The following is a 25,193-nucleotide window of genomic DNA, read 5'->3' as shown; positions in this document are numbered from 1 at the left end:
GCGGGCGTTAGTTTCGGGATGACGGCCTGCCGGGATCGGCGGGCCTTTTTCATTCCGGGAACGTGCCTTGGCAGACGATCAGGACAAGGACAGTAAAACAGAAGACCCGACGGAGAAAAAACTCCGTGATGCGGCAGAGAAGGGCAACCTTCCCTTTTCGCGCGAAGTGCCGATCTTTGCCTCGTCGCTCGCCTTTTATTGTTACCTGGTTTTCTTTCTACCCGATGGCGCAGGCCGCATCGGCGTGACGCTCAAAGACCTGTTCGGCCAACCTGAGCAATGGGACCTCAGCACCCGGCCGGATGCCCTGTCGCTGCTTTATTTTCTCGGCACGTCGATGGCTTACCTGCTGATGCCGGCCATGATCATGTTCATCGTCTTCGGCCTTGCCTCGTCGTTTTTCCAGAACCTGCCGTCACCGGTGCTCGAAAGGGTGCGTCCGCAATGGTCGCGCATCTCGCCGGCGAAGGGGTTCACACGCATCTACAGCAAGCAGGGTTTCGTTGAGTTCGGCAAATCGCTGTTCAAGATATTGATCGTTTCGGTGATCATGTTCCTCTCCCTGCGCAGCGATTTCTACGGTCTCATCGACCTGATGTTTTCCGATCCGCAGGTGATTTTCGTCAAGGTTGTCGAGATCGTCAAAAAAATGATGGTCGTGATCCTGCTTTCGACCGCGCTGCTTGCCGCAGTCGACCTCTTGTGGACGCGACATCACTGGTTCAGCCAGCTGAAAATGACGAAGCATGAGGTGAAGGAAGAATACAAACAGTCGCAGGGCGATCCCGTCGTCAAATCCCGCCAGCGCTCGATTGCCCGCGATCGCGCCCGCCGCCGTATGATCAATAATGTGCCGCGCGCGACGCTTGTCATCGCAAACCCGACACACTTTGCGGTGGCGCTGCGATATGTCCGGGAAGAAAGCGACGCGCCCATCGTCGTCGCCAAGGGCCAGGACCTTATCGCATTGAAAATCCGCGAGATTGCGGAAGAAAACAATATCCCCGTTTTTGAAGATCCGCCCCTCGCACGCTCCATGTTTGCGCAAGTCTCGATCGATAGTGTGATTCCACCAGCTTTTTACAAGGCTGTGGCTGAGCTCGTTCATCGGGTTTACGCCATGAAGTCATCGAAAATACGGGTTCAATAAAACCAATGAAAAAATCCGCCTATTCTGAACAGCGGGAAATGATCGTCGCAGAGGCGATCAACCCGATCGCCACCGAACTACGCCTGCTAGACCCGGCCGACCTGATTTCGCTGCTCAGATTCGAGTGCAATGGCAGCATCGCTGACCTCGTCTCGTCTGCCGCGGAACTTTATTATCATCCCGGTACGATCAATTTCGGTGCGGGTGGCGAATATAAGCTCGAATGGGAAGGGGCGCCGGAGATCGTTCTTGATCTGGAGATCAAGCCGAAGGGCGTCACGATCTATGCGCGCCTCATTCTGGCGAATGAACATGCGGCGGTCGAGATCAACCATGTTTCGTTTCAGAACCCTTCGGAAAACCCGGATGAAAATACCGAATTCCTGCGCCAGAGCCTGAGGGCCGCGCGATTCGTGCCAACCCGTCAGGGCGAAGCAGCCTGAATCAGCCCACCAAACACGTCATCGATTATCCGTCACGCCTGCGAAAATCACTGGCGCGACGGCTTCTTTGCGGCACTTTTTTGCCCGAGCTTGCCTGAAGCCTGCCGGTTTATGCAAAACCGTTCTGTGAAGCAAAGGAACGCCTTGCAAATCAGCGTTGTTGTTTGTTACCTATCAAATTAACGATTTGTTAACGAACGACAGGTCGCGGTGGCCGGTTTCAGCCACTGCCGATGCGCATGATGCCCCTGCTCGTTTTCGGCGAAGCGCCGGATTTTTTCTTACATTTTGAATTGGGTGGAACCCATGACCAGTATTTTGACCAATGCGGCGGCAATGGCCGCGCTGCAAACCCTGCGTATGATCGACAAAAGTCTGGAAACCACGCAGGCGCGCGTGTCGTCCGGCTACCGTGTCGAAACCGCAGCGGACAATGCTGCCTACTGGTCTATCTCGACGACGATGCGCTCCGACAATGCAGCGCTTTCGGCGGTGCAGGATGCTTTGGGCCTGGGGGCCGCGAAGGTCGATACGGCGTACGACGCGCTTGAAAGCACGATCGAGGTCGTCAAGCAGATCAAGTCAAAGCTCGTCGCCGCCTATGGCGTCGGGGCTGACCGCGGCAAGATCCAGGATGAAATCAAGCAGCTTCAGGAGCAGCTGAAGAGCATCTCCGAATCGGCCTCCTTCTCCGGTGAAAACTGGCTGCAGGCCAGCATCAGCAATGGCGGCACACCTCCGGCCGAAGAGCCCATTACGAAAAAGGTCGTTGCATCCTTTACGCGTACGGGCTCGGGCAATGTCGGGGTCACGACGGTCGATTATGTGCTCGACGGCAGCACCGTCCTTTTCGACCTCAGTGGCGGAAAGCTCGGGATTCTCGACAAGAACGCTGTTTTTGTCGCCAAGACGGAGCATGAGGTCACCCAGAGTTCGACGACTGCCGGGAAGGTGACGGAGACGGGTTATGTCGTCCCGAAGCTCACCGATGCGCAAGTTGGCGCGCTGAATGCCACGACGGCGGATACAAATAACGATCCGAACGTCTATAGTGATGGAACCGATACTTACCTCCGCCTTGCGGAAAATGCCTGGGTCAAAGTAACGGCGACAGACCCATCGAGCGGTGGAACGGCCGTCGCTCCAGCCTATCGTGATACCGGTGGCAATGACTGGTTTTACGATACCAGCAGCGGTCAGACTTCAGTCGCTCGTTCCCTCGGTTTTTCCGTCTCCACTCTCGACCTCGGTAAGCTCGATATCGTCGCCGCAGCCATGGGCGGGTTTGCAGGCGCTGGCACGACCTATACCGACGCCGACGCCATCGACATGATGATGTCCTTCGTCGACAAGCAGCTTGAAGCGATGACCAGCACGGCTTCCAGCCTCGGATCGCTGCAGAGCCGCATCGACATGCAGGAAAACTTCGTATCCAGCCTGATGGATGTGATCGACAAGGGCATAGGCCGTCTCGTCGACGCGGATATGAACGAGGAATCCACCAGGCTGAAAGCGCTGCAGACGCAGCAGCAGCTGGGCATCCAGGCGCTCTCCATCGCTAACGCCAATGCGGAAAACATCCTCCAGCTCTTCAAATAATGGCTTCGGTGGGCGTGGGCGCGCGGATGATCGGGCGCATGCTTCCTGATCAAGGCCGCCTTCATCCTCGCACAAGTTTGAACGCCTAACGTCGGGGCAATATCGGGTGGATCGCATGGCGTGATCCGCCCGGAAATCACGGAAGAGACGGGCAGGGTAGCAAGGATGACGGTGGTGCCGCCAAACGGCTTAGAGCATTTCCAGGAAAAGTGGACACCGGTTTTCCGCCCGGAAATGCGACAGAACGCTCTGGATCGCAGGCAGCGAAACATGTCTTGCCCCTTTGGTCTGTTTTGCCGGGGGCGGGCATGAGCGCGTCCATTTCACGATATCTCAAGGATTTCGGTGACACGCAGCCCGCGGGGCTGGCGTTTGGCGATCCTCTGGCGGATGCCGAACAGGTTTCCGGTTTTGATGATCTTGCCGCCGGTTTCGATGAATTCGCGACTGTCGACGTGGAAAGTGAAAAACAGGCGGCCTATGCCCGTGGCCACGACGACGCCACCCGCGAAATCACCGAAAAGATGCAGGCCGAGCAGGAAGAACTCCTGGCGGCCCACAAGGCTGAGCTTGAAGACCTGCGTTCGGTCTATCTGGAAGAGACCGCCGTTTTTCTGTCCCGCCGTCTGCGCGATGGCATCGACGCGATCGCCGCCAATCTCAGCGAACAGACAGCCAATATCCTTGCGCCGCTTCTGACGGAAAAGCTGTCGGTCAAGGCGGTCTCGGCGCTGGCGGATGTGGCGCGGTCTTCCATGCCGGATGGCGAGGCGGTCACGATTGTCGTGAAAGGCCCGAAAGATTTGTTCGAGAAGCTGAAAACACAGCCGGGCTTTGAAGAAGAGACGATGAAATTTACCGAGACCACGGACATCGACCTTACCGTCGAGTTGGGTGAAAGCGTGTTCGTCACGCGCATGTCCGCCTGGGCATCCAGTCTTCGCAAGGTGATGAAATGAGTGAAGGCGAAAATCACCACCACGGCAAAAACGAGATCATCATCGTCAAGCGCCACAAGGGCGGGCACGATGGTGCCCATGGCGGCGCGTGGAAGATTGCCTATGCCGACTTCATGACGGCGATGATGGCGTTCTTCCTCGTCATGTGGCTGGTCAATGCCGCGAATGAGGAGACCAAGGCCTCGGTCGCCAGCTATTTCAATCCGATCAAGCTGTCGGACGAAAAACCCTCTTCAAAGGGGCTGGAAAAGCCGGCGGACAAGGAAGAGGGCGTCCAGAAGAAGGACCAGTCCAACATCCAGGCGGAAAAGACCACCAAAGGCTCCGCCGCGGCGACGGGCGAGGACCTGACCTCCCAGACCGGAGAGCAGTCGAACTTTTCGGAGGCCGACTTCTTCGAGAACCCCTATTCGGTGCTGGCGGAAATCGCCCAGCAGGTTGGGCAGCAGGCCAATGTCAGCGCCAAGGGCGAGGGCGGGGCAGCCGATTCCGGCCCGGCGACGGGTGCGAGCGGCGGCGAAGCTTACCGTGATCCTTTCGATCCCGATTTCTGGACGCAGCAGGTGAAGATCACCCGCGCCGACCAGCAGCAAAATCCGGTTGAGCCTCAGCAATCTGCCGAGAACAGGAAGGATACGGAAGCGAAGGATGGCAAAGCGATTGAAACTGCTCAATCGCAGACACCGGCCGACAAGGCTCAGGACGGCAAGCCGATGGAGGTTGCCGCCGTTGTACCGCAGCAGCGTCCGGATGCCGCAGAGCAGGCAGCGCTCGCCAAACCCACCATGCCGGATCAGCAGCAAGCCAGCGAAGCCGAATGGCAAAAGGCGGACACGCTGCGCGAAGAGATCGAAAAGCAGATATCGGGAATAACCGGCAAGCTCTCCGAAGGTCTGGTGGTAACCCCCGCAGAAGGCGGATTGCTGCTCACCATTTCCGACCAGACGGAAACGCCGATGTTCAATGTCGGATCGGCCGTGCCCCGGGGCGAATTGGTTCTGGCCATGGAAAAGATCGGCAAATTGCTTCAGGAGCGGGGCGGCAGCGTGGTTATCCGCGGCCATACCGACGGACGGCAGTTCAAGGGCCAGGCTAATGACAACTGGCGGCTTTCCATGGATCGCGCGCACAGCGCCTATTACATGCTGGTTCGCGGTGGCCTTTCCGAAGAGCGGGTGAAGCAGGTCTCTGGTTTCGCTGACCGCAGATTGCAGGTGCCGGCTGATCCCCTGGCGGATGCGAACCGCCGTATTGAAATCCTGCTTGAGGCTGATCGGGGGTGAGTGTGACGAAATCCTCGAAACGCTGGCTTCTTCTTGCGGCGACGCTATGCGGTCTCGGCTCCGAGCCGAGCAAGGCGTTTTCGCAATCGCAAGATAATCTCATGCCCTATGCCATGTTGCGTTCCCTGCAATTCGTGCAGGATTCGGTGGCCATGGGAGACCACTCCGCGACTGAGATGCAACGGTTCCTGCTCCAGACCATCGACGAGCGGCTGAAAAGCGCCCCTCGGCGATCTTCAAGGATCCGCGCAATGTCGATGCGGCGCTTATCTATGCGATGAGCGGCGGCAATCCGGCCACGCTCGAATTGCTGGTCGCGCGCGATGTGGATGGTAATTTCGACAGCCGCGTTGCCGATATCCTGCGCAAATATCTCTCCGGCAAGGGAACGCTGGTCGCCCAGAGCATCGCCGCCATGGTGCCCGAATATCGCGGCACCCGGATTGGCGCCTATCTTGCATTGATCGGCGGTAACGTGACCATCCCGCGCGATCCGCTGGCTGCTCTTGGTTTTTATGACATTGCCCGGCTGGAAGCGCCCGGCACCATCGTGGAAGAGGCCGCACTTCGCCGCTCGCTGGCGATTGCCGTCGAAGACGGCGATGCCGGACGCGGTGTCGAATATGCGCAGCGCTACGCGCGGCGGTTCCTGCATTCGCCCTATGCCAGCCAGTTCGCGGACCTCCTGGTTGCCTTGGTGGTCAAGCGCGCCGATTCCATCGGCGAAGAAACGGTGCAGGAAACATTCGCCATGATGGACGCGGAGAGGCAGAAGGAAGCCTATCTGCGTTTATCGCGCCTTGCGGCGATCAGTGGCAAGGATTCGCTGGCGCGTATGGCGGCACTGAAAGCGAAAGCATTGTCGCCCGCCATGCCGGATCAGCCGGAAGTCCAGGCGAATCTCTATGAAAGCCTCTCCAACATCGGCACGCCCGACGTGGTGAGCGCGATCGAAGCAATCGGGCAAATTCCCGAAGCGCAGCTTTCGGATCGTGACAGGGCCTTGCGAGATGCGGCAAGGGCAATCGCCGAACAGGTGGTTCGCCCTCCCTCGCTGCAGCCGGGCGCGGATGCCGCCGTTGCAGCAGGAGCGGGTGCCGGGCACGATGCGCCGCCAAAAGAGGCGGGCAATGCCGAGGCGAAGAGCATATGGCGGGTTGAAACCCATAAGGTTGACGATGAGAGCGACAACGTCCGGCAGCTCGTAACGAGTGGCCGCAGCAAGCTCGATGAAATCGACAGCCTGTTGAAGAAAGGCGAGGGGGCACCATGATCGACGGAACCACTAACGCGATGGTGAATGCACCATATTCGGATCCACGCGCCGGCAGCGCCGGTGTGAGGGACGATGCTAAAAGCGGAAGCTTCGGCGATGCCCTCTCCACCGTCCGCGACGAGCGGCCGCCGCACGCACCGCATTCGCGGCATCATGAGGCAGGATCGTCCGAGGAACAGCACGCGCAGCCCGATGGCGACGCGGAGAAGACCGATACGCCGATCAAGCGGCCCGGGACCTTTCTGAATGTGATCGTCAAGAACCATTCCGGAGAGGGCCGTGGCCAAGAGGCGATGGCCGATCTTGAGAACGCCGTCAAAAAAGCGCACGCATCGCCTGAAAACGGCAAGCCCGGCAAGAAGGTCAAGAACGAGACCGACAAGGACGGCGAGACGGCGGCGGATGCGATTGATCCGAAGCTTTCCGATATTGAAGCGGTGACGGCCAATGCCGGCAATATCGCCACTGCCAAGACGCCCCTTGAGGAAATCGCGCAGGCGATCGCCGGCAAGGCCGATCCGGTGAAGTCCGACAGGCTCGAGACCGTCCGTGGCAAGGCTGAGCCTTCCAAGGACATGCCGACACGGGCCGAACTTACCGGCAACGAGGCTGAATCCGGTTCGGACAGCGAAGGCGATGCTTCGGCATTCCGCTTCGCTTCTTCGCGTCCCGGCACGGCCCGCGCTCTCGATATCAGCACGGTTCAGCGCGAAGGCCGCGTCGAATTCGAAGCCCGGGAAAGCACCGGCAAGTCTGCTGAGACCATCACGGTTCTCGATTCACGACGCTTCATCGGCCTCGCGCCCTCGACCAATGCTTCCGCCCTGACCGGCCTGATCGCCAACGATCCCGAATGGGTCAGCGCCATGCAGCCCGGTTCGGCGCTCTCCAACGCGGCAGCCCAGAGCAGCACCGGCAAAGTCGTCCATACGCTGAAGCTGCATATGACGCCAATCGAGCTGGGATCGGTGACGATGTCGCTGCGTCTTGCCGGCGATGAGCTCGCGGTTCACATGACCGTGGAGAGCATGGCGGCCTATAAAAAGCTCCAGGAAGACAGCAAGAGCATCCTTGACGGGCTGAAGGCGCAGGGTCTGACGGTCGATAACATCACCATCAGCATCGCTTCTTCCGACAAGAGTGACCAAACGGGCACACAAGGCAACAATCAGCAAAATCAGCAGGCGCAGCAGCAGGGCCAGCAGGCCGCCGCAGGGCGCAACCGTGACGAGTCCGGCGCACGGGGCGGCCGTCAGGGCAATGGTGATAATTTGGGGGTACATAATGAAGGCATGGATGGCGCTCTCGGCTCTGGCCGTTCTTCTGCTGACAATGGCGTCTACCTCTGAAAACGCACAGGCTTCCGCAACGTCCGGCGCCTGCGAAAGGGAAATCCAGTCCGCGGCACGCAAATATGGTGTGCCGGAGGGAATTCTCTATTCCGTCGGTCTGACAGAGACGGGCCGCAAGGGGAAGCTGGACCCCAACGCCATGAATATCGAAGGAAAACCGGTATTTGCCGCATCCACGGAGGAGGCGCTGACCACTTTCGAGGCGGCAAAGCGTAACGGCGCCAAGCTGATCGACCTCGGATGCATGCAGATAAACCATTATTTTCACGGCGAAAACTTCACTTCCACCCGTGAAATGTTCGATCCACGCCGTAATGTCGAATATGCCGCCATGTTCCTGCGCAATCTCCACAACAGGCATGAAACCTGGACCATGGCCGTTGCCCGCTACCATGCCGGCCCCAACAATGACCCGGCGCAGAAGAAATATGTCTGCCGGGTCATCGCCAACCTGGTGGCGACGGGCTATGGGAAATGGACTCCCAACGCGAAAAACTTCTGCGATGGCTAGCAATCTTTGGTTGCGTTAACCGCGCCGAGACTCGCAATCTGAAATGTGGCGAGAGATTGATCGAAAAAAGGCGCTTCAAGCGGTTTTTTCGGAATTTTAAAATTTTTGCACAAAAATTTTGTACCATATATGGTTAACAACCACTATATGTAGATCAAATCGGCACAAAATAGTTAATCAATTATTAATAACTATCGATGATTTCCTACAGTTGTCGCTGAATCCTCCGATTCGTACCAATGCCACATTGGAAAACACCACACTGATTCGGAGGCGGACGAATGATCGTAGTGGTTGATGAGCGCGAGCTCGTTAAGGACGGCTATACTTCTCTATTTGGGCGTGAGGGCATCCCCTCGACCGGTTTCGATCCGGTCGAATTCGGGGAATGGGTCTCGACGGCGGCGGACAGCGATCTGGCGGCCGTGGAGGCCTTCCTGATCGGCCAGGGCGACCGGAGCTTCTCCTTGCCGAAGGCGATCAGGGATCGCACGACGGCGCCGGTGATCGCGGTCAGCGACCAGCCCTCGCTGGAATCGACCTTGGCGCTGTTCGACAGCGGCGTTGACGATGTCGTGCGCAAGCCGGTTCACCCCCGTGAAATCCTGGCGCGTGCGGCGGCGATCCGTCGCCGGCTACAGGTCATTTCGAACTTCACCGATGCGGGCCAGATCAGGGTTTTCTCTGACGGTCGCGATCCCGAAGTCGGCGGCGAAGTCTTCCCCTTGCCGCGCCGCGAGCGACGCATCCTTGAATATTTGATTGCCAATCGCGGACGTCGCGTTTCCAAGGCGCAGATTTTCAATGCGATCTACGGCATCTTCGATGATGACGTCGAAGAGAACGTCGTTGAAAGCCACATCAGCAAGCTGCGCAAGAAGCTGCGCAAGAAGCTCGGCTACGATCCTGTCGATTCCAAGCGTTTCCTTGGCTACAGCATTGATTGGCAATGATCTTCATTGACCCGCGTGGTCTTTTTCAAACGCGGTATTTCAGACAGCTTCACGCAAGCCAAACGCTTTACCTTCTCCCTGAAGATGACCACGAGGGTTTTTGAATGAGTATTTTCGGCACTATGCGAACCGGTGTGTCCGGCATGAATGCGCAGGCGAACAAGCTGGGCACCGTTGGCGACAACATCGCCAATGCGAGCACCACCGGCTACAAGCGCGCATCGACGTCGTTCTCCTCGCTCGTTCTGCCCTCCTCGTCGGGCAGCTACGCTTCTGGCGGTGTGCAGTCCAACGTTCGTTACAGCATTTCGGAACAGGGCAACCTGTCCTACACCACGTCGAGCACCGACCTTGCCATTCAGGGCAACGGCTTCTTCGTGGTTCAGGACGGCGCGGGCACGCCCTATCTCACAAGAGCGGGATCCTTCCAGAAGAACTCGGAAGGATATTTGCAGAATGCGGCAGGCTTCCTGCTGATGGGTTACCCCTATGGCGCCAACCCGCCGGCAGCCGTCGTCAACGGCTTTACCGGCCTTGAAGCCATCAACATCAATGATTTCGGCCTGACGGCATCTCCTTCCACGCAGGGCAGCTTCCCGGCCAACCTTAATCGCGACGAAGCAATTGTCGCTGCGGGATCACGTCCGAGCGACAACGTCGCGACGTCGACGATTGGTGCCAAGACCTCGCTCACGGCGTTCGACAGCGGTGGCGCCAAGGTTCTCTACGACTTCTATTACACTCGGATCGACAATGATGCTTCCGGCAATCCCCAATGGGAAGTGTCGGTCTATCGTCAGGATCAGTCAACCAATGGCGGGTTCCCATACACGGCAACTGCCCCTGCCACGCTTGTGAAGGAAAGCGTCACGCTGACCTTCGACCCGGCGACAAACAAGCTCGCGACTGGATCGCCAGCGTCCATCACTATCAATGACGGCAATAGTGGCGTGGCGCAGGCGATCGAGATCGACCTGTCGCAAATGACGCAATTCTCCTCGAAGTTCACGCCTGGTACCGCTGTTCTGAACGGTAACGGCCCGAGCCAGATCAAGGACGTCGAAATCGGCAAGGATGGCCTGGTAACGGCGGTCTATCAGGATGGCGGTCGTCGCAACATCTACCAGCTGGCGCTGGCTACGGTCCCAAGCATCGACAATCTGAGCCCGCAGAACGGTAACGTCTATCTGCCGAGCAACGAGTCTGGCGTTGTCACCATCGGTTTCGCGCAGACGGGTAGCTTCGGCTACATCCAGAAGGGTGCGCTTGAAGGGTCGAACGTCGACATCGCCAGCGAACTCACCGACATGATTGAATCCCAGCGTATCTACACAGCGAATTCGAAAGTCTTCCAGACCGGTTCGGATTTGATGGACGTCCTGATCAATCTGAAGAGATAAGAATTCTCACGAGGACAGATGAATGTCGCTCACGTCAGCAATGAATACTGCGCAGTCGATTTTCAATAATACAGGTAAGCAGACGGACGTTACCTCCAAAAACATTGCCAATGTCGGCAATGCGAACTACGTCAAGCGAACCGCCATTCTCGGCACGACCATGGCAGGAGCGAGTATCGTCTCCAATGGCCGTGCCCAGAATGAAAGTCTTCTCAGGCAGACCATCTCCAGCTCCTCGCTTGCTTCCGGTCAGAGTACCGTTCTGGCCGGCCTTGAGCAGATCAAGAGCCTTTTCGGCGGTAACGATTACGAGACCTCGCCGGCCACCTATATGAAGGAACTGCTGAAGAGCCTTGACGGTTATGCCGCCAAGCCGAGCGATGCCGCTCTTGCGGCGACGGCAGTGACTGCGGCCAGCGATGTTGCCAATTCCCTGAATACAGCATCTGCCGAACTGCAGGCCATGCGGCTTCGTGCCGACAAGGACATCTCCCTTCAGGTCGACAAGCTGAACGGTCTTCTTGCAAAATTCGAGGAAGCCAATAACGAGGTGAAGGCGCAGACCGCCATCGGTGGTGATCCGAGCGATGCTCTCGATCAGCGCGAGACCTTGTTGAAGGACATCTCTGCCATCATCGGCATCAATGTCGTCAACCGCGAAAACAACGATGTGGCGCTCTATACGACGGAAGGCGCGACACTGTTTGAGGTCGTGCCGCGCAAGGTGACCTTCAACGCTCAGCCCGGCTACGATGCGACCACCACCGGCAACGCGATTTATGTCGACGGCGTGGCCCTCAAGGCAGGCAGCGGCAGCAACACGACGGCGGCGGGTTCGCTTCAGGGTCTGATGCAAATTCGCGACGACCTGGCGCCAACCATGCAGAGCCAGCTCGATGAAATCGCGCGCGGCCTGATCACCATGTTCGCGGAAAAGCCGGCGGATGCGACAAGCGGCCTGCCTGACATGCCCGGTCTCTTCACGTACGGCTCGCCTGCGGCAACCACCATTCCGGCGGCTGGTGTTGTCTCGCCCGGGCTCGCCGCGAGCATTACCGTCAACCCGGCGTTAATTATTTCCAAAGGTGGCAACCCGGAATTGTTGCGTGACGGGGGCATCAACGGTACCGATTATGTGATCAATACTACAGCGACGGGCGGAACTGGCTTTTCCGCTTTGATACGCAGCTATGTGACCGCATTTGACGCGCCCATGAGCTTTGCCGCGTCGACACGTATCGATACGAATACCAGCATCCTGAAATACGGCACCAACTCCATGGGTTGGCTCGAACAGGAACGCTCCGGTGCAACGTCGGCAAACGAGGCGAAGAGCGCGCTCTATGAGCGCTCCGCCACCTCCTACTCCAACAACACCGCCGTCAGCCTGGATGAGGAGCTTTCGCTGCTCATGGATATCGAGCAATCCTACAAGGCGGCGACGAAGCTCGTGACCACCATCGATGAAATGCTCAAGTCGCTGATGGATATGGTGAGGTAACAGATGAAAACGTCCTTCATTTCATCGCTGGCGATGCAGAACAGCATGCGCAGCACCATCCTCAAGGCTCAGCTGGAGATGACCAATCTCAACACTGAGCTGACGACCGGCAAGCATGCGGATATCGGTGCCACGCTCGGTGCTAACACGGCCCGCAGTCTTGATCTCAATCGCGATATCGATCGTATTACCTCTCTGGTCAGCGTCAATTCCATCGCCACCCAGCGCCTCAAATCCTCCCAGACGGCGCTTGACGGCATGGCCAAGGCTGCGCAGGAAATCCAGAAGGTTCTCGTTCCCAATACCAGCAGCGAAGCGCCGACACTGACGACGGTCGCCAAAACCATCTCGAACGCCTTCAACAACTTCACCAGCTTCGCCAATACGGCGGTCAATGGCGAGTTTCTGTTCTCCGGCATCAATACGGATGTGAAGCCGGTCGATGACTACTTTGCCGAAGGGTCGACACTGAAGGCAGCCTATGAGGTGGAGCTGAACGCGTTCATGGCGGCGCAGACGCCGCCGGTTGGCAATGTCGAGAGCTTGTCGAAAGATCAGGCTACGGCATTCATGAGCCACATCGAAGGTGTGTTCAACGGCACCACGACCGTGACGAACCCGCCACACGCCGATCTGACGGCCGGCCAGAACTACGATTTCTGGACGACCTATGGTTCCAAGGCGAGCGACACGAACATGACGAGCCGCATCAGCCAGAATGAAGTGGTCGAGACATCGACCAACAGCAATTCCCAGGGCATGCGTTATTTCGCAATGACGGCCATGACTGCGATGACATTCCTTGACGAAAAGGTCAGCAGCGACGTCCGCGAAATGGTGGCGACCAAGTCTGTGACCAATATCGGCACGGCGATTAGTGGTTTGAACCAGCAGCAGAGCCAGCTCGGCCTCTCTGAAAGCCGTGTTTCGAAAGCCAACGATTCACTGGCGGCGCAGAAGAAGATCATCGAAACGCATCTGCTGGATATCGAGGGATCGATACTTACGAGGCGAAGACCCGCCTTGATCTGCTGCAGCAGCAGATTGAAATCGCATACAGTCTCACGTCGCGTCTGCAAAAAATGAGTCTGGTTAACTACCTCTGATGAACAGGGGTGGCGGCAGATAAAGGATACATGAATGTACCAGTTTTCCTACGCCGAAATCATGGAGGATGGTGTCGCCAACGCGAAGGATCGCGAGCGGCAGGCGTTGACAAAATCGATCGAACTTCTGGTGGAGGCAAAGGATTCTTCTTCGCAGCGCCATACGATCGAAGCGCTTTTTTACACTCGAAGGGTCTGGATCCGCTTCATTGAGGACCTCAAGCAACCCGATAACCAGCTGGCCATGGAACTCAGAGCCAATCTGATCTCGATCGCGATCTGGATATTGAAAGAGTGCGAACTGATCCGGAAACGTCAGTCGACGAATTTCCAGGGCATTATTGACGTGACAACCATCATCAGGGATGGACTGAAATGAAAAGTACACTTCGAATTTCGCTGAAATCGGGCGAAAAGATTTTCATCAACGGGGCGGTTTTGCGTGTGGATCGCAAGGTGGCGCTCGAATTCCTGAACGATGTCACGTTCTTGCTCGAAAACCACGTTCTGCAGCCGGAGCAGGCGACCACGCCGCTGAGGCAGCTCTATTTCATCGCGCAGATGATCCTCATCAATCCGGAAGGGCGCGAACAGTCGACGAACATGTTCCGCAAGTCCGTAAGCATGTTGCTGAATTGCTTCCAGCACGATGAGGTCCTGGCCGAACTCAAGCGGATCGACGGGTTGGTTGCCTCTGGCAAGGCTTTCGAGGCGCTGAAGGCCATTCGCGGGCTCTATCCGCTCGAGGAGAAGATCCTCAATAATCAGGAAATGACCCCTGCAACCATCGAACACATTCGCAAGGAGATAGCACCATGGCGGTAGATGCAGTCAGTTCGGCAGCGTCAAATCCCTGGGCCAATGCAGGGGCGAGCAGCACCGACGGAAACGCGGCATCGCTCAACTACGACAGCTTCCTGAAGCTCCTTATCGCCCAGATGAAGAACCAGGATCCGACCAGCCCGATGGATGCCGGCCAGCAGATGTCGCAGCTGGCAAGCTTCTCGCAGGTCGAGCAGACGATCAAGACCAACAGCCATTTGAAGAGCATGCTGCAGGCCGAAGCGCTGACGCGCGCTTCCGATCTGGTCGGCAAGACGGTCAAGAGCGCCGACGACAAGGTCACCGGTGTGGTGAAGGAAGTCGAAGTCTATTCGGATGGCATTGTCGCCATCACCGAAGCTGGTGACAAAGTGCTGCTGCAGGCTGGTGTGACCTTCTCGAACGGCCCGATCGCGACTACACCTGATAGCGATGGCGATTCGGATAAGTCAGCCGGTTCGTGATATAAAAGGGCGGTATGATGCCGCCCTTCTGAATAAAGGATGCGACGATGAACGAGGCCGATGCGCTTGATATCATGCAGGCTGCAGTCTGGACGGTTCTCGTCGCGGCCGGTCCGGCCGTTCTGGCCGCCATGATCGTCGGCGTCGTCATCGCCTTCATCCAGGCCCTGACCCAGGTTCAGGAAATGACGCTGACCTTCGTCCCCAAGATCGTCACGATCATGCTCGTTCTCGGCGTCGCCGCCCCTTTCGTGGGCGCGCAGATCGCCCTTTTTTCCAATCTCGTCTTCTCGCGTATCCAGTCCGGTTTCTGACCGCTACCCGCGTCACATGCCATCCTCGCGCAAGCTTCGGTAGCTAGTGATAGGCTGAAGCATCGGACCGAAATGCGTGGAAATCCTCGGAGCCCGGTGCCGCGAACCGTGCGGCGGCTTTTCCGTCGCCCTTCTCATGAAGAGACAGGACGATTTTTATGGCGCAACCACCAGTCATCTCCTTGCCCAAAGTAACGCCGAGCATGCGCGATGTCGGTTTCGCATTGGGTATCGTGGCGATCCTTTGCGTTCTGTTCCTGCCCATTCCGGTCATTCTGGTGGATATCGGGCTTGCGTTTTCGATCGCGCTCTCGGTCCTCATCCTCATGGTGGCGCTCTGGATCCAGCGTCCACTGGATTTCTCGTCTTTCCCGACCGTGCTGCTGATCGCAACCATGATCCGTCTGTCGCTGAACATCGCGACGACGCGCGTCATCCTATCGCATGGCAACGAGGGCCCGACGGCTGCGGGCGGCGTGATCGCCGGTTTCTCCAGCCTCGTCATGTCCGGCGACTTCGTGATCGGTCTGATCGTCTTCATGATCCTGATCACCGTCAACTTCATCGTCATCACCAAGGGTGCGACGCGTATCGCTGAAGTTGGCGCGCGTTTCACACTGGACGCCATCCCCGGCAAGCAGATGTCGATCGATGCGGATCTGTCCGCCGGCATCATCGATGAAAAGGAAGCCCAGCGCCGCCGCCGCGAACTGGAAGAAGAAAGCTCCTTCTTCGGTTCGATGGACGGTGCCTCCAAATTCGTGCGTGGCGATGCGATCGCCGGTCTGATCATCACCGCGATCAATGTTTTCGGCGGCATCATCATTGGTTATTTCCGCCACGGCATGCCGATCGGCGAGGCTGCCGATGTTTTCGTCAAGCTTTCGGTCGGCGACGGTATCGTCTCGCAGATCCCGGCCCTTATCGTGTCTCTGGCGGCAGGCCTTCTGGTGTCGCGCGGCGGCACCGCCGGCTCAACCGATCAGGCGGTCGTGAACCAGCTGAGCGGATACCCGCGAGCGCTGATGGTTTCGGCCATGCTGATGGGCCTGCTGGCAATTATCCCGGGTCTGCCCTTCCTGCCATTCATCATGCTGGGCGGCATCATGGCCTTCGGCAGCTGGTATATTCCGCGCCAGGCGGAGGCAGAGAGCGCGCTCCTCCGTCAGGAAGAGGCGGATAAGGTTCTCCAGACCACCGAAGCGGAAAAGGATTCGGTCAAGCAGGTCCTCAAGACATCCGAAATCGAACTGGCCCTCGGCAAGCAGGTTTCGACCCGCCTTCTCGGCGCGCATCAGGAGCTGGCTTTCCGTGTCGGCAAGATGCGCAAGAAATTCGCAAGCCAATACGGCTTCGTCGTGCCGGAAATCAAAGTCTCCGACGACATCATGATACCGGAGAAAGCCTACCAGATCCGCGTGCATGGCACGACCATCGCTTCGAGCAATCTGCGTGTCGGCGATGTTCTGGTGGTCACCGGGGCAGGGCGCAAGCCGAGCATTCCGGGCGATGAAATCCGCGAGCCCGCCTTCGGCATGCCGGCCGTCTCCATTCTCGAGACCTTCACCGAGGATTTGAAGCGGGAAGGCTTCCACCCGATCGACAATGTTTCGGTGGTGCTGACGCATCTGAGCGAGGTCATCCGCAACAATCTTCCGCAATTGCTGTCCTACAAGGACGTCAAGATCCTCATCGACAGGCTGGATCCGGAATATAAGAAGCTGGCCGATGAAATCTGCTCGTCGCATATGTCCTATTCCGGCCTGCAGGCGGTTCTGAAACTGCTGCTCGCCGAGCGCGTGTCGATCCGCAACCTGCATCTCATTCTGGAAGCGGTTGCCGAGCTTGCCCCGCATGTGCGCAAGACCGAGCAGATCGTCGAGCATGTGCGCGTGCGCATGTCGCAGCAGCTCTGCGGCGATCTTGCCGACAACGGCGTGCTGCGCGTTCTTCGCCTCGGCAACAAATGGGACATGGTCTTCCATCAGGCGCTCAAGCGCGACCAGAAGGGCGAAATCGTCGAATTCGACATCGATCCCCGCCATCTCGAGGAGTTCTCCGAGGAGGCGTCGAAAGTTATCCGTGAATTCATGGACCGCGGACTGCCCTTTGTTCTTGTAACCTCGCCGGAAACACGGTCCTATGTGCGCATGATTATCGAGCGACTCTTTGCGACCCTGCCGGTTCTTTCGCATGTGGAACTTGCCAAGGGGCTGGAGATCAAGATTCTGGGCGCCATTTCATGATAACCGACCCGCAAGGGACAATTATCGCATTGTTCCTTGCCATCTGCCGCATCGGCGCCTGTTTCATGACGATGCCGGGCTTTTCCAGTTCGCGCATTTCGCCGCAGATACGCATGTTGCTGTGTGTCGCGGTGTCCATGGCGCTTCTGCCGGTGCTTTGGGACACGATCTATCCGAAAGTTTCCGGCTCAAGCCAGGGCACCGTCGTCGGTCTTATCTTCACGGAAATCCTCATCGGCGCCATGTATGGCCTGATCGCGCGGTTTTACACGCTCGGCTTCCAGTTCACAGGCGCGCTCATCGGCGCGTCCATCGGACTTAGTGCCCCGGGCGGCGCGGATGTCATCGAAGACGTACAGGAAAACCAGATATCGAACTTCATCACCTTCGGCGGTCTTCTGGTGTTGTTCATGCTGGATTTCCATCACATCGTCCTGAAGGCTCTGGTCGATTCCTACACTGCAACGCCGGTGGGTGCGCTCATCAGCGGCCAGAAGATGCTGATTACGCTCACCGATACGCTGCGGGCGACCTTCTCGATCATGCTGCGGCTTGCCAGCCCCTTTGTGATCTACGGCCTGATGTTCAACGTGGCGGTTGGTCTCATCAACAAGCTGGCGCCGCAGATACCGGTCTTTTTCATCTCGACGCCCTTCGTTCTGGCGGGCGGTCTTTTCATGCTCTATTTGTCGATTGCGGCCCTCATCCGTCAGTTCGTGGATGGTTTCGGCCCGGTCTTCATCGGCTTCTGATCTGGAGATCACTTCATGGCCTCGGACAAGCGCTCGGCAAAACTCAAGCGTCTGGTAACGGTCCAGCGGCACATGGAAAAAATGGCCGAGGTGGAACTGGCAGACACCACCCGCGTGCGCACCGAGGTCAGCCAGTCCATGGACAATGTGCTGGAAGCGATGAGTTCCATGGAACCGCTGCATCAGATGTTTTCCAAGCATTATTCGGATCGTTACGGCCGCCTCGTCGTCAAGGATCGCCAGCTCGCCGGCGTGCAGCAATTGCAGGAAAACAAGGTCCTCAAGGAAAAGACCAAGGCCGACCGGCTTGAGGACAGAATGCATCTTGCCCGCGATCTGGAAGATCGCGAGGCGGACGACAATGCAATCTATGATCTACTTGAAATGACGAACGCATCCCGGACACCAGCCTCCAGCAAGGTTGGCGATTCATAATCTGTCCCATTGTTGCATCGCAGGCGTTTCGAAAGAGGTCTCCGGCGATGTTTCTTGATTGAGTAAACGTGCAGGCTGCTCGCCGCGCGTTTATCAGCTCGGGAGATCGGGACGTGGCGATATCGATTATAAGCGATCTGGTGATGGATGTTGTTCGCGCTGCGGACCCCAGGAAGTGCAGGTCGCCCAGGAAAAACTGAAGGCGAACAAGGCGGCTTTCGCGGCAACGAGCCTTGCCGATGCGGGCAAGGGCTTTGGCGCCGCCGTCGATATGCTGGATGGCGCCTCCTCGAAGGCGGGCCTTGGTGACACCAACATCCGCTCGGCTCGCACGGAAATTCCGGAAACATACCGCAAATACGAGGCTTCCGTCCTCCAGACCTTTGTTGCCAACATGCTGCCGAAAGACAGCGAAGAGGTTTATGGCAAAGGCAATGCCGGTGAGATCTGGAAAAGCATGATGGCGGAACAGTTCGCCGACACGATTTCCAGAAATGGCGGCGTCGGTATTGCTGAACAGGCTTACAAGGATGCGTTGCGGAAAGCCGAAAGCAAGGGGATTACCGACGTATCCATGAATGAAAAAGACCATAATGCTGCAATTCGGATGGTGGCGGAGTTCGAGCGGCAGGTCCTCGGCGTTTCCAATGAGAAAACGGACGAGGCTTGAAAATGAAAAATCGTAACGAGGAGACAAGCATGGACCTTATGTCGAACGACCACCGCATCAAATCCGTTCTCGGCCGTCTTGAAATGATCATCGACAACGAGAACGATAATATCGGTAAGGACCCCCAGTTCGATTTCAAGGTCTCCAATGCCCACAAGAGCCGCTGCCTCTATGAGTTGACCATGCTCTTCCGCGATACGCCCCATGAGGAAATCGCCGCCGGACACCTCGATCAGGTGCAGGGCATCAAGTCCAAGCTCGCAACCAATGCCAGCCGCGTCGAGGCGCATCTGAATGCGGTTCGTGCTGTTGCGGACCTGCTCAAGAACGCGATCCAGGAAGCCGATACGGACGGCACCTATTCGCAGGAACAGTTCATGTATGGTGCCGCCTCCTGATGTTGAAGCTTCTTCTCACCGGCGTCTGGGTTTGCGCCGTCACGCTCGGCGCGGTGTATTTCTCCGTCCAGATGGCGACAGCACCCGCGCCGGGGGATGAGGCGGGGGCCAAGAAGGCCAACCTGCAACTGGTCAAGGGTGAAAGCATCACCATTCCCGTCATCAACGATGGTGGCGTGAACGGTTATTTCCTCAGCCGCATTTCCCTGCGTGTCGACAAGGAAAAGATGGCGAAGATCGAACTGCCGGCCACGCAATTGATGACCGATGAGTTGTTCACGCTTCTGGCGGGTTCCTCCATGGTCAACATCGCCAATATTTCCACCTTCGATCCCGAGGCCTTCAAGCAGCGCATTCGTGAAGGGCTGAACAAGAAGCTCAACGACGAGGTGGTCGAAGATGTGTTGATCGAACAGCTCGATTACCTGTCGAAGGCCGACATTCGCGAGCAGAACGGCAATGGCACGCCGCGTTCGGTCAAGCTCGTTGAAGGCGAGAAGTCCGAGGCGGGAAAAGAAGCCGCCGCCGCGCCGAGCCATTGATGCTGCGGGCACGTATCCCGTGCCCTCAATCATGATAGCGGGCCCCGGGTCTGGTTAATCGTCCCTTACCATTTCGCGTGACATTCGAGAGGTTGCTTTCAAGGTAACTTCAACCTGCACCTGTATAAACAGGTCGATAAGCCGCGATCCCGCAAACCTTGCGAAGGATCGGAGGCAATGGGTTTGGCAATCGGGGGTTGGCAATGAATTTCGCGGCAGGTTTTGCGCAGCCGGGATCGCAACGGAATATCCACGGACTGCGTGTTTGTGATCTCGACTGGAATGGGGCGCTGGAACTGGTCAGCGGCAGGGCTTCGGCCTGCGACGGGCACACGATGCTCTCCTTTCTCACCATCGAGAAGGCGAAGCTTTCTTCCAGAGACATTGCTTACCGGCAGATCCTGGAAAGCTGCCTGCTTCTGCCGCAGGGCAAGGCGATGCATAACGCCGCTCGCGCGGAAGACGGCAAGCCTCTGCCCGTCGTCATCGATGGCGTGGCGTTCACCATGGCGCTTCTGACCTATATGGCGGTGCCGAAACGGATCGGCATTGCGGGTGACGATGCGGCACAGGTCGGAGAGGTTCTGGCCAAGCTGCGCGCGCACGCGCCATGGCATGATTTCGTGATGCTGAACCGGGATATGTCAGGCGTAAAGGTGGATGTCCTGCTGGCCGGCATGCTTAGGGAAGATCAGGAAAGGTGGCTGCACCACACTGTCAGCCGTGACGATGCGCGCGTCGCCATTGCGGTTGGCCCCTTATTCAAGGTTCTGTCATCCGAAGTGGCCGGCATGCCGGAAATCTTCCGCAAGCTGCATATGAGCTGGCTCTACAGCCTTTGCGCCGAGCCCTGGCACATCGCGCTCGGCAAGGGCTGAGAAAAGGCCGCCAAGATTGGCGTTAACCATTTGTTTGCCACGATCCTTTAACCTCTCGTAAGGTTTTGACAGTCGCCCGTTGCGGGCGGCGCCGAGCGTGGCAGACGGCTTCAGATGGTTGATCATAATCCGGATATGATGGCGACACGCCCTTACGAGGATGATGTCGCCGTGCCCGCGTCGCAATGGCGCAAACATTGTCTGCGGCTTCTGACCGCCGGTTGCGTGGCCGCCGCCACCGTGGCGGGTGCAACGCTTCCGCTCATGCTCATTGATTCCGGCTTTCGCGGTTATGTTTCGCAAGCGCATGTCGAGGTGACCCAGAGCAGCTATGACGCGCCGGATTCGGCCCGCTTCCTTGCCATGGCCCGCCGCACTCTGCTCTCACCCTCCGGACTGGACCGGGTCACCGCCGACCTCAAGCTCAAGCCTGCCGATATGGTTGGCGTTCGCAATCAGGGCGAGCTTGGCCTGCTTCTCGACCTTCTGACGGGGGCGGACGCACGGCTGCTTTCGCCGCGTGAAGCGCTCAATGGCGCGGTCGGCGAGGCGATCCGGCTGGAACTGACACCGGATGAAAATACGCTGATCGTGACCGCCAAGGCCGCAACGCCGGAAGCCGCGATGCGGCTGACCGACTATCTCTCGATGCGGATCATGGCGGATGGCAAGGCAGGCACCATGACGCCCGCCATGCGTGAGACGGAGAGGGCGCGGACCCGACTGGACGAGGCGGAAGCGGCGGTGAACGGCTTCCAGATGCGCCACGGCGACGCCGTCCTGTCGGAAGTGCAGCAGCTTGAGCAGCAATTGCGCGACGTCAATAATAGTCTTGCGGCGGCGACGCAGCAGCAACAGTCGCTCCAAGTGGATCTGGCGGCAGCTTCCACCCTAAAGCCGAATGACCTGTGGTCGAAGCCGTTGCCAACAGGGATAGCTTTTTCCGCGCTTGAAGATATCAGGCAAAGACATGCCAGTGCCAGCATGGCGCTTGCCGGCATCTCGGTCGATTACGGGCCGAAGCATCCGCGTCGCATTGCCGCCCAGAATGGGGTGGATGCCGTTGAGGCGCTGGCCGCCCCGGCGCTCCGCCAGCTGGTCGACGGTTTGCGGACAGATGAAAAACGCGTCGCCCAGGAAATCGCAACAGCGACTGGCGAACGCACCAGATATCTCGACCGCCTGAACGGCCTCGGCATCGCTCCCGGCGAACTGTCCAGATTGCAGGGTGAGCTGGAAACGGCGAGGAATGCCTATCTGGAGGCAAGCGAGCGCCGCGATCTCGCATCATCAACCACACCCGCCATTGAAACCCGTCTTGCGAAGAAGGCCGGACCGGGCGAGTTGTCGCGCGATCTGACGCAAGCTGCGATGATGGCGGGCGGCGGCGCCTTGATCGGCCTGCTGGGCAGCCTTTATCTCCTGAGCTACCGCCGCCACGATGAGGAAGAGGCGGCCGCGCCGATCCTCGAAAACGACGAACAACTCCCGCTCGCCATGGAAGCGGACGAGGAATTCCGACAGGAGCAATCCCCGCAATTTGCCGAACTCGAGCCGATCGAGCCAGATGTGTTCCACGACCTCGAAGAGCTCGCCGCAGATGGCGATTTCGAGCCGGAGGACGCCTTTGCCACTTATTACACCGACGCGGCGAATGACACCGATGATATCCCGCTCGATGAGCGCGTACGACAGGTGCTGATGGGCAACCGCACCTTCAGAACCGCCGACCAGGCGCCGCCTGAGCTTCCGTCCCTGTTGAACGAAGCCCTTGCCGGACACTTCGATCACGAGCAGGCCGAAGCCGAGGAATTGGCGGAATTGAGACGCGAGTTGGCGCTATTGAGGGAGCGTCTCGCCGATTACGCCGACCATGGCGATGACTACCGCAAAACTGCCTGACGACGCTGCATTTTTGCTTGCATTCCTGCAAAGTCGGCACCATACGGGGCCAACGTAATCCAGCAGGAGCAGAACGCATGGCAGTTGTGATTGACGGGAAGGCGAAGGCGGCTTCGGTCGTCGAGGAAGTCCGCAAATCGGCAGAAGCGCTTGAGGCGGAAAAGGGCGTGAAGCCCGGTCTCGCGGTTGTCATCGTCGGCAATGATCCGGCCAGCCACGCCTACGTGAACTCCAAAAGCAAGATGGCCAAGCAATGCGGTTTCAACTCCGTTCAACACACGTTGCCGGAAGAAACGACGCAGGACGCGCTCCTCAAGCTGGTCGGCGAATTGAACGCCGATGCCTCCATCCACGGCATTCTGGTACAGCTTCCTTTGCCGAAACACTTCGATTCCGATGAGATCATCCAGTCGATCCTGCCTGAGAAGGATGTGGATGGCCTCAGTGTTCTGAACGCGGGCAAGCTGGCGACCGGCGACCTCGCAACCGGCCTCATCTCCTGCACGCCGGCTGGCGCAATGCTCCTGGTGCGCGGCATTCATGGCGACGATCTTTCCGGCCTCAATGCCGTGGTCATCGGCCGCTCCAACCTGTTCGGCAAGCCGATGGGCCAACTTCTCCTCAATGCCAATGCCACGGTGACGATGGCGCATTCGCGCACGAAGGATCTCGCCACCGTCTGCAAGACCGCCGACATTCTCGTGGCCGCGGTCGGTCGCGCGGCGATGGTGAAGGGGGATTGGGTGAAATCCGGCGCGACTGTCATCGATGTCGGCATCAACCGCATTCCCGCTCCGGAAAAGGGTGAAGGCAAGTCGAAGCTGGTCGGCGATGTCGCCTTCGAAGAGGCAAGTGCCGTGGCCGCCGCCATCACACCCGTGCCGGGCGGTGTCGGCCCGATGACGATCGCCATGCTGATGGCCAACACCGTCATCGCCGCCCATCGCGCGCTGGGTCTGACCGCGCCGAAGTTCTAGTGCGAGCCGAGTGTGATCGGGTTCTTTGTGTACGGTATCGAATTTTGTGGCGTACACAATTTGCTGCCGTCATACCGGCCTTGAGCCGGTATCCAGCCAGCCCAAGTCCTTGGGCTGGAAAGAGTCTTCTCGCCGCGCCGACGCGCGTCTTCTGGATTCCGGCTCAAGGCCGGAATGACGGGAAGAAGAGGGGACCAAAAACAACTGGCTACGCTTTCGGAGCCGGCCCCGTCGAAGCACGCACCACAAGTTCCGCCTTCCAGAGCTCCTGATGGGGTTCCGTCTGGTTGAACTTGATCCGGTTGATCAGGCGCTGGCCCACGCGCACGCCCGCCGCCCTGAGTGACGAGCGGGTGGTGGTCAGCGGCACGGAAAAATTGTCCGGCTTCAGCAGGGGCAACACATCGTCATGGGCGATCAGCGAAATATCCTTGCCCGGTTTCAGGCCGCGCTGGTTGAGCGAGCGGATTGCGCCAAGCGCAAGCGCGGTACTGGCGCAGAGAATGGCGGTCGGCTTTTCCGGCCGGGACAGCAGCGCCTCCATGCCGAGATAGCCTTCCTCATCGGTCATGCTGCTGTGTCTCTTGTTGTTCGCATGCAATGTCAGGCCATTTGCCGAAAGCGCCTTTTCCACCCCGAGACAGCGTCGATAGGTGAAATCATAACCCTCCGGGCCATTCAGCAGCCCGATCCGCGTATGGCCAAGCTGGAGGAGAAGCTGGGTCGCATCACGGAACGCGCCTTCATTGTCCACGTCGAGATAGGGATAATCCTCCTCCACGCCGATGGAGCGGCCATGGACGAGGAAGGGCAGGGAGAGAGATTGCAGCATGGCGATGCGGGGATCGTTCTTCTTCATATAGGCGAGATAGATGCCATCGACGCTGCCGCTTGCGGCGAGCCCCCGCAGCGCTTCCCGTTCCTTCTCCGGCTCTGTCGGCATGATGACCAGATGAAAGCCGCTGCGTGATGCTTCCTCACCGAGACCGCTCAGGAATTCGCCGAAATGCACATCGGAACGGTGGTGTTCGCCAATAGGCATGACAAGCCCGATGGAGCCGACCTTGCCCGTCGCCAGCCGTTGCGCCGCGGCATTCGGGCGATAGCCCGTCTTTTCGGCAGCCTCCATGACGCGGCGGCGCGTTTCGGCGCTGACCTCGGGATAGCCGTTGAGCGCCCTGCTGATGGTCGTCTGCGAAATGCCCAGCAGTTGCGACAACTGTTTCAGGTTCATGTCTCTCATTTCCTCCATGCGTGCGC

The 25,193-nt window shown here is 58.4% G+C and carries 23 protein-coding genes and 3 pseudogenes; 25 read left to right on the top strand and 1 reads right to left on the bottom strand.

What is annotated here, in order from left to right:
- Positions 1 to 67 precede the first annotated feature (67 nt).
- From flhB to folD, 25 genes and pseudogenes are all read left to right on the top strand, one after another.
- On the top strand, positions 68 to 1,150 hold the full coding sequence (flhB, locus tag G3A56_RS08260; RefSeq protein WP_082183722.1) for a flagellar biosynthesis protein FlhB: 1,083 nt from the start codon (positions 68 to 70) through the stop codon (positions 1,148 to 1,150).
- A 5-nt stretch (positions 1,151 to 1,155) separates the two neighbouring features.
- Positions 1,156 to 1,593, top strand: coding sequence for a hypothetical protein (locus tag G3A56_RS08255; protein ID WP_003493871.1), 438 nt, complete (start codon positions 1,156 to 1,158; stop codon positions 1,591 to 1,593).
- 306 nt (positions 1,594 to 1,899) lie between these two features.
- The gene (locus tag G3A56_RS08250; RefSeq protein WP_082183724.1) at positions 1,900 to 3,192 is read left to right on the top strand and encodes a flagellin N-terminal helical domain-containing protein; all 1,293 of its coding nucleotides are present in this window, start codon (positions 1,900 to 1,902) and stop codon (positions 3,190 to 3,192) included.
- Positions 3,193 to 3,500: 308 nt separating this feature from the next.
- Entirely contained in the window at positions 3,501 to 4,151 is a 651-nt protein-coding gene (locus tag G3A56_RS08245) for a hypothetical protein (RefSeq protein ID WP_082183725.1), read from the top strand.
- Complete coding sequence (locus G3A56_RS08240) at positions 4,148 to 5,434, top strand: MotB family protein (protein WP_082183726.1); 1,287 nt, start codon at positions 4,148 to 4,150, stop codon at positions 5,432 to 5,434. Before G3A56_RS08245 ends, G3A56_RS08240 begins: the two co-directional genes overlap by 4 nt.
- Positions 5,431 to 6,707: pseudogene (motC, locus tag G3A56_RS08235) on the top strand (chemotaxis protein MotC). Before G3A56_RS08240 ends, motC begins: the two are co-directional and overlap by 4 nt.
- Positions 6,704 to 8,059 carry a flagellar hook-length control protein FliK gene (gene fliK / locus G3A56_RS08230; RefSeq protein WP_082183728.1) on the top strand — a complete coding sequence of 452 codons (1,356 nt, stop codon included), beginning with the start codon at positions 6,704 to 6,706 and terminating at the stop codon, positions 8,057 to 8,059. The pseudogene motC and the gene fliK overlap by 4 nt, the downstream one beginning before the upstream one ends.
- Entirely contained in the window at positions 8,007 to 8,573 is a 567-nt protein-coding gene (locus tag G3A56_RS08225) for a lytic transglycosylase domain-containing protein (protein ID WP_035241606.1), read from the top strand. The genes fliK and G3A56_RS08225 overlap by 53 nt, the downstream gene beginning before the upstream one ends.
- Before the next feature lie 281 nt (positions 8,574 to 8,854).
- Complete coding sequence (locus G3A56_RS08220) at positions 8,855 to 9,526, top strand: response regulator transcription factor (RefSeq protein ID WP_003493888.1); 672 nt, start codon at positions 8,855 to 8,857, stop codon at positions 9,524 to 9,526.
- 104 nt (positions 9,527 to 9,630) lie between these two features.
- On the top strand, positions 9,631 to 10,926 hold the full coding sequence (locus G3A56_RS08215; protein WP_035241609.1) for a flagellar hook protein FlgE: 1,296 nt from the start codon (positions 9,631 to 9,633) through the stop codon (positions 10,924 to 10,926).
- Between the two features lie 22 nt (positions 10,927 to 10,948).
- Positions 10,949 to 12,427, top strand: a complete 1,479-nt coding sequence (gene flgK, locus G3A56_RS08210) for a flagellar hook-associated protein FlgK (protein ID WP_035241612.1) — start codon at positions 10,949 to 10,951, stop codon at positions 12,425 to 12,427.
- A gap of 3 nt (positions 12,428 to 12,430) precedes the next feature.
- Positions 12,431 to 13,533: pseudogene (locus tag G3A56_RS08205) on the top strand (flagellar hook-associated family protein).
- A 34-nt stretch (positions 13,534 to 13,567) separates the two neighbouring features.
- A complete protein-coding gene (gene flaF / locus G3A56_RS08200; RefSeq protein WP_003493897.1) occupies positions 13,568 to 13,912 on the top strand; it encodes a flagellar biosynthesis regulator FlaF in 345 nt (114 codons plus the stop codon).
- Positions 13,909 to 14,358: a flagellar biosynthesis repressor FlbT gene (gene flbT / locus G3A56_RS08195; RefSeq protein ID WP_003493899.1), complete on the top strand. Its 450-nt coding sequence runs from the start codon at positions 13,909 to 13,911 to the stop codon at positions 14,356 to 14,358. Before flaF ends, flbT begins: the two co-directional genes overlap by 4 nt.
- Positions 14,349 to 14,819, top strand: a complete 471-nt coding sequence (gene flgD, locus G3A56_RS08190; RefSeq protein WP_003493901.1) for a flagellar hook assembly protein FlgD — start codon at positions 14,349 to 14,351, stop codon at positions 14,817 to 14,819. Before flbT ends, flgD begins: the two co-directional genes overlap by 10 nt.
- 47 nt (positions 14,820 to 14,866) lie before the next feature.
- Positions 14,867 to 15,133: a flagellar biosynthesis protein FliQ gene (fliQ, locus tag G3A56_RS08185; protein WP_003493903.1), complete on the top strand. Its 267-nt coding sequence runs from the start codon at positions 14,867 to 14,869 to the stop codon at positions 15,131 to 15,133.
- Between the two features lie 158 nt (positions 15,134 to 15,291).
- A complete protein-coding gene (gene flhA / locus G3A56_RS08180; RefSeq protein ID WP_035241615.1) occupies positions 15,292 to 17,379 on the top strand; it encodes a flagellar biosynthesis protein FlhA in 2,088 nt (695 codons plus the stop codon).
- On the top strand, positions 17,376 to 18,131 hold the full coding sequence (fliR, locus tag G3A56_RS08175; protein ID WP_003493910.1) for a flagellar biosynthetic protein FliR: 756 nt from the start codon (positions 17,376 to 17,378) through the stop codon (positions 18,129 to 18,131). The genes flhA and fliR overlap by 4 nt, the downstream gene beginning before the upstream one ends.
- 15 nt (positions 18,132 to 18,146) lie before the next feature.
- Positions 18,147 to 18,566: a hypothetical protein gene (locus G3A56_RS08170; RefSeq protein WP_082183729.1), complete on the top strand. Its 420-nt coding sequence runs from the start codon at positions 18,147 to 18,149 to the stop codon at positions 18,564 to 18,566.
- 113 nt (positions 18,567 to 18,679) lie between these two features.
- Positions 18,680 to 19,236: pseudogene (locus tag G3A56_RS08165) on the top strand (rod-binding protein).
- A gap of 29 nt (positions 19,237 to 19,265) precedes the next feature.
- The gene (locus tag G3A56_RS08160; protein ID WP_003493916.1) at positions 19,266 to 19,634 is read left to right on the top strand and encodes a hypothetical protein; all 369 of its coding nucleotides are present in this window, start codon (positions 19,266 to 19,268) and stop codon (positions 19,632 to 19,634) included.
- On the top strand, positions 19,634 to 20,176 hold the full coding sequence (locus tag G3A56_RS08155) for a flagellar basal body-associated FliL family protein (protein ID WP_003493918.1): 543 nt from the start codon (positions 19,634 to 19,636) through the stop codon (positions 20,174 to 20,176). Before G3A56_RS08160 ends, G3A56_RS08155 begins: the two co-directional genes overlap by 1 nt.
- A gap of 203 nt (positions 20,177 to 20,379) precedes the next feature.
- On the top strand, positions 20,380 to 21,054 hold the full coding sequence (locus G3A56_RS08150; protein ID WP_082183731.1) for a WecB/TagA/CpsF family glycosyltransferase: 675 nt from the start codon (positions 20,380 to 20,382) through the stop codon (positions 21,052 to 21,054).
- 114 nt (positions 21,055 to 21,168) lie between these two features.
- Complete coding sequence (locus G3A56_RS08145) at positions 21,169 to 22,956, top strand: GumC domain-containing protein (protein WP_082183732.1); 1,788 nt, start codon at positions 21,169 to 21,171, stop codon at positions 22,954 to 22,956.
- A 77-nt stretch (positions 22,957 to 23,033) separates the two neighbouring features.
- Positions 23,034 to 23,933: a bifunctional methylenetetrahydrofolate dehydrogenase/methenyltetrahydrofolate cyclohydrolase FolD gene (gene folD, locus G3A56_RS08140; RefSeq protein ID WP_082183734.1), complete on the top strand. Its 900-nt coding sequence runs from the start codon at positions 23,034 to 23,036 to the stop codon at positions 23,931 to 23,933.
- A gap of 208 nt (positions 23,934 to 24,141) precedes the next feature.
- Here the strand turns inward: folD and G3A56_RS08135 are convergent, their stop codons facing one another.
- Positions 24,142 to 25,167, bottom strand: a complete 1,026-nt coding sequence (locus G3A56_RS08135; RefSeq protein WP_082184588.1) for a LacI family DNA-binding transcriptional regulator — start codon at positions 25,165 to 25,167, stop codon at positions 24,142 to 24,144.
- Positions 25,168 to 25,193 lie beyond the last annotated feature (26 nt).

Origin of the sequence: Rhizobium oryzihabitans, assembly GCF_010669145.1 — a bacterium.
GTDB classification, from domain to species: Bacteria; Pseudomonadota; Alphaproteobacteria; order Rhizobiales; family Rhizobiaceae; genus Agrobacterium; species Agrobacterium oryzihabitans.
The sequence above is the reverse complement of the archived record's forward strand: the minus strand, read 5'-3'. Positions and strand labels throughout refer to the sequence as shown.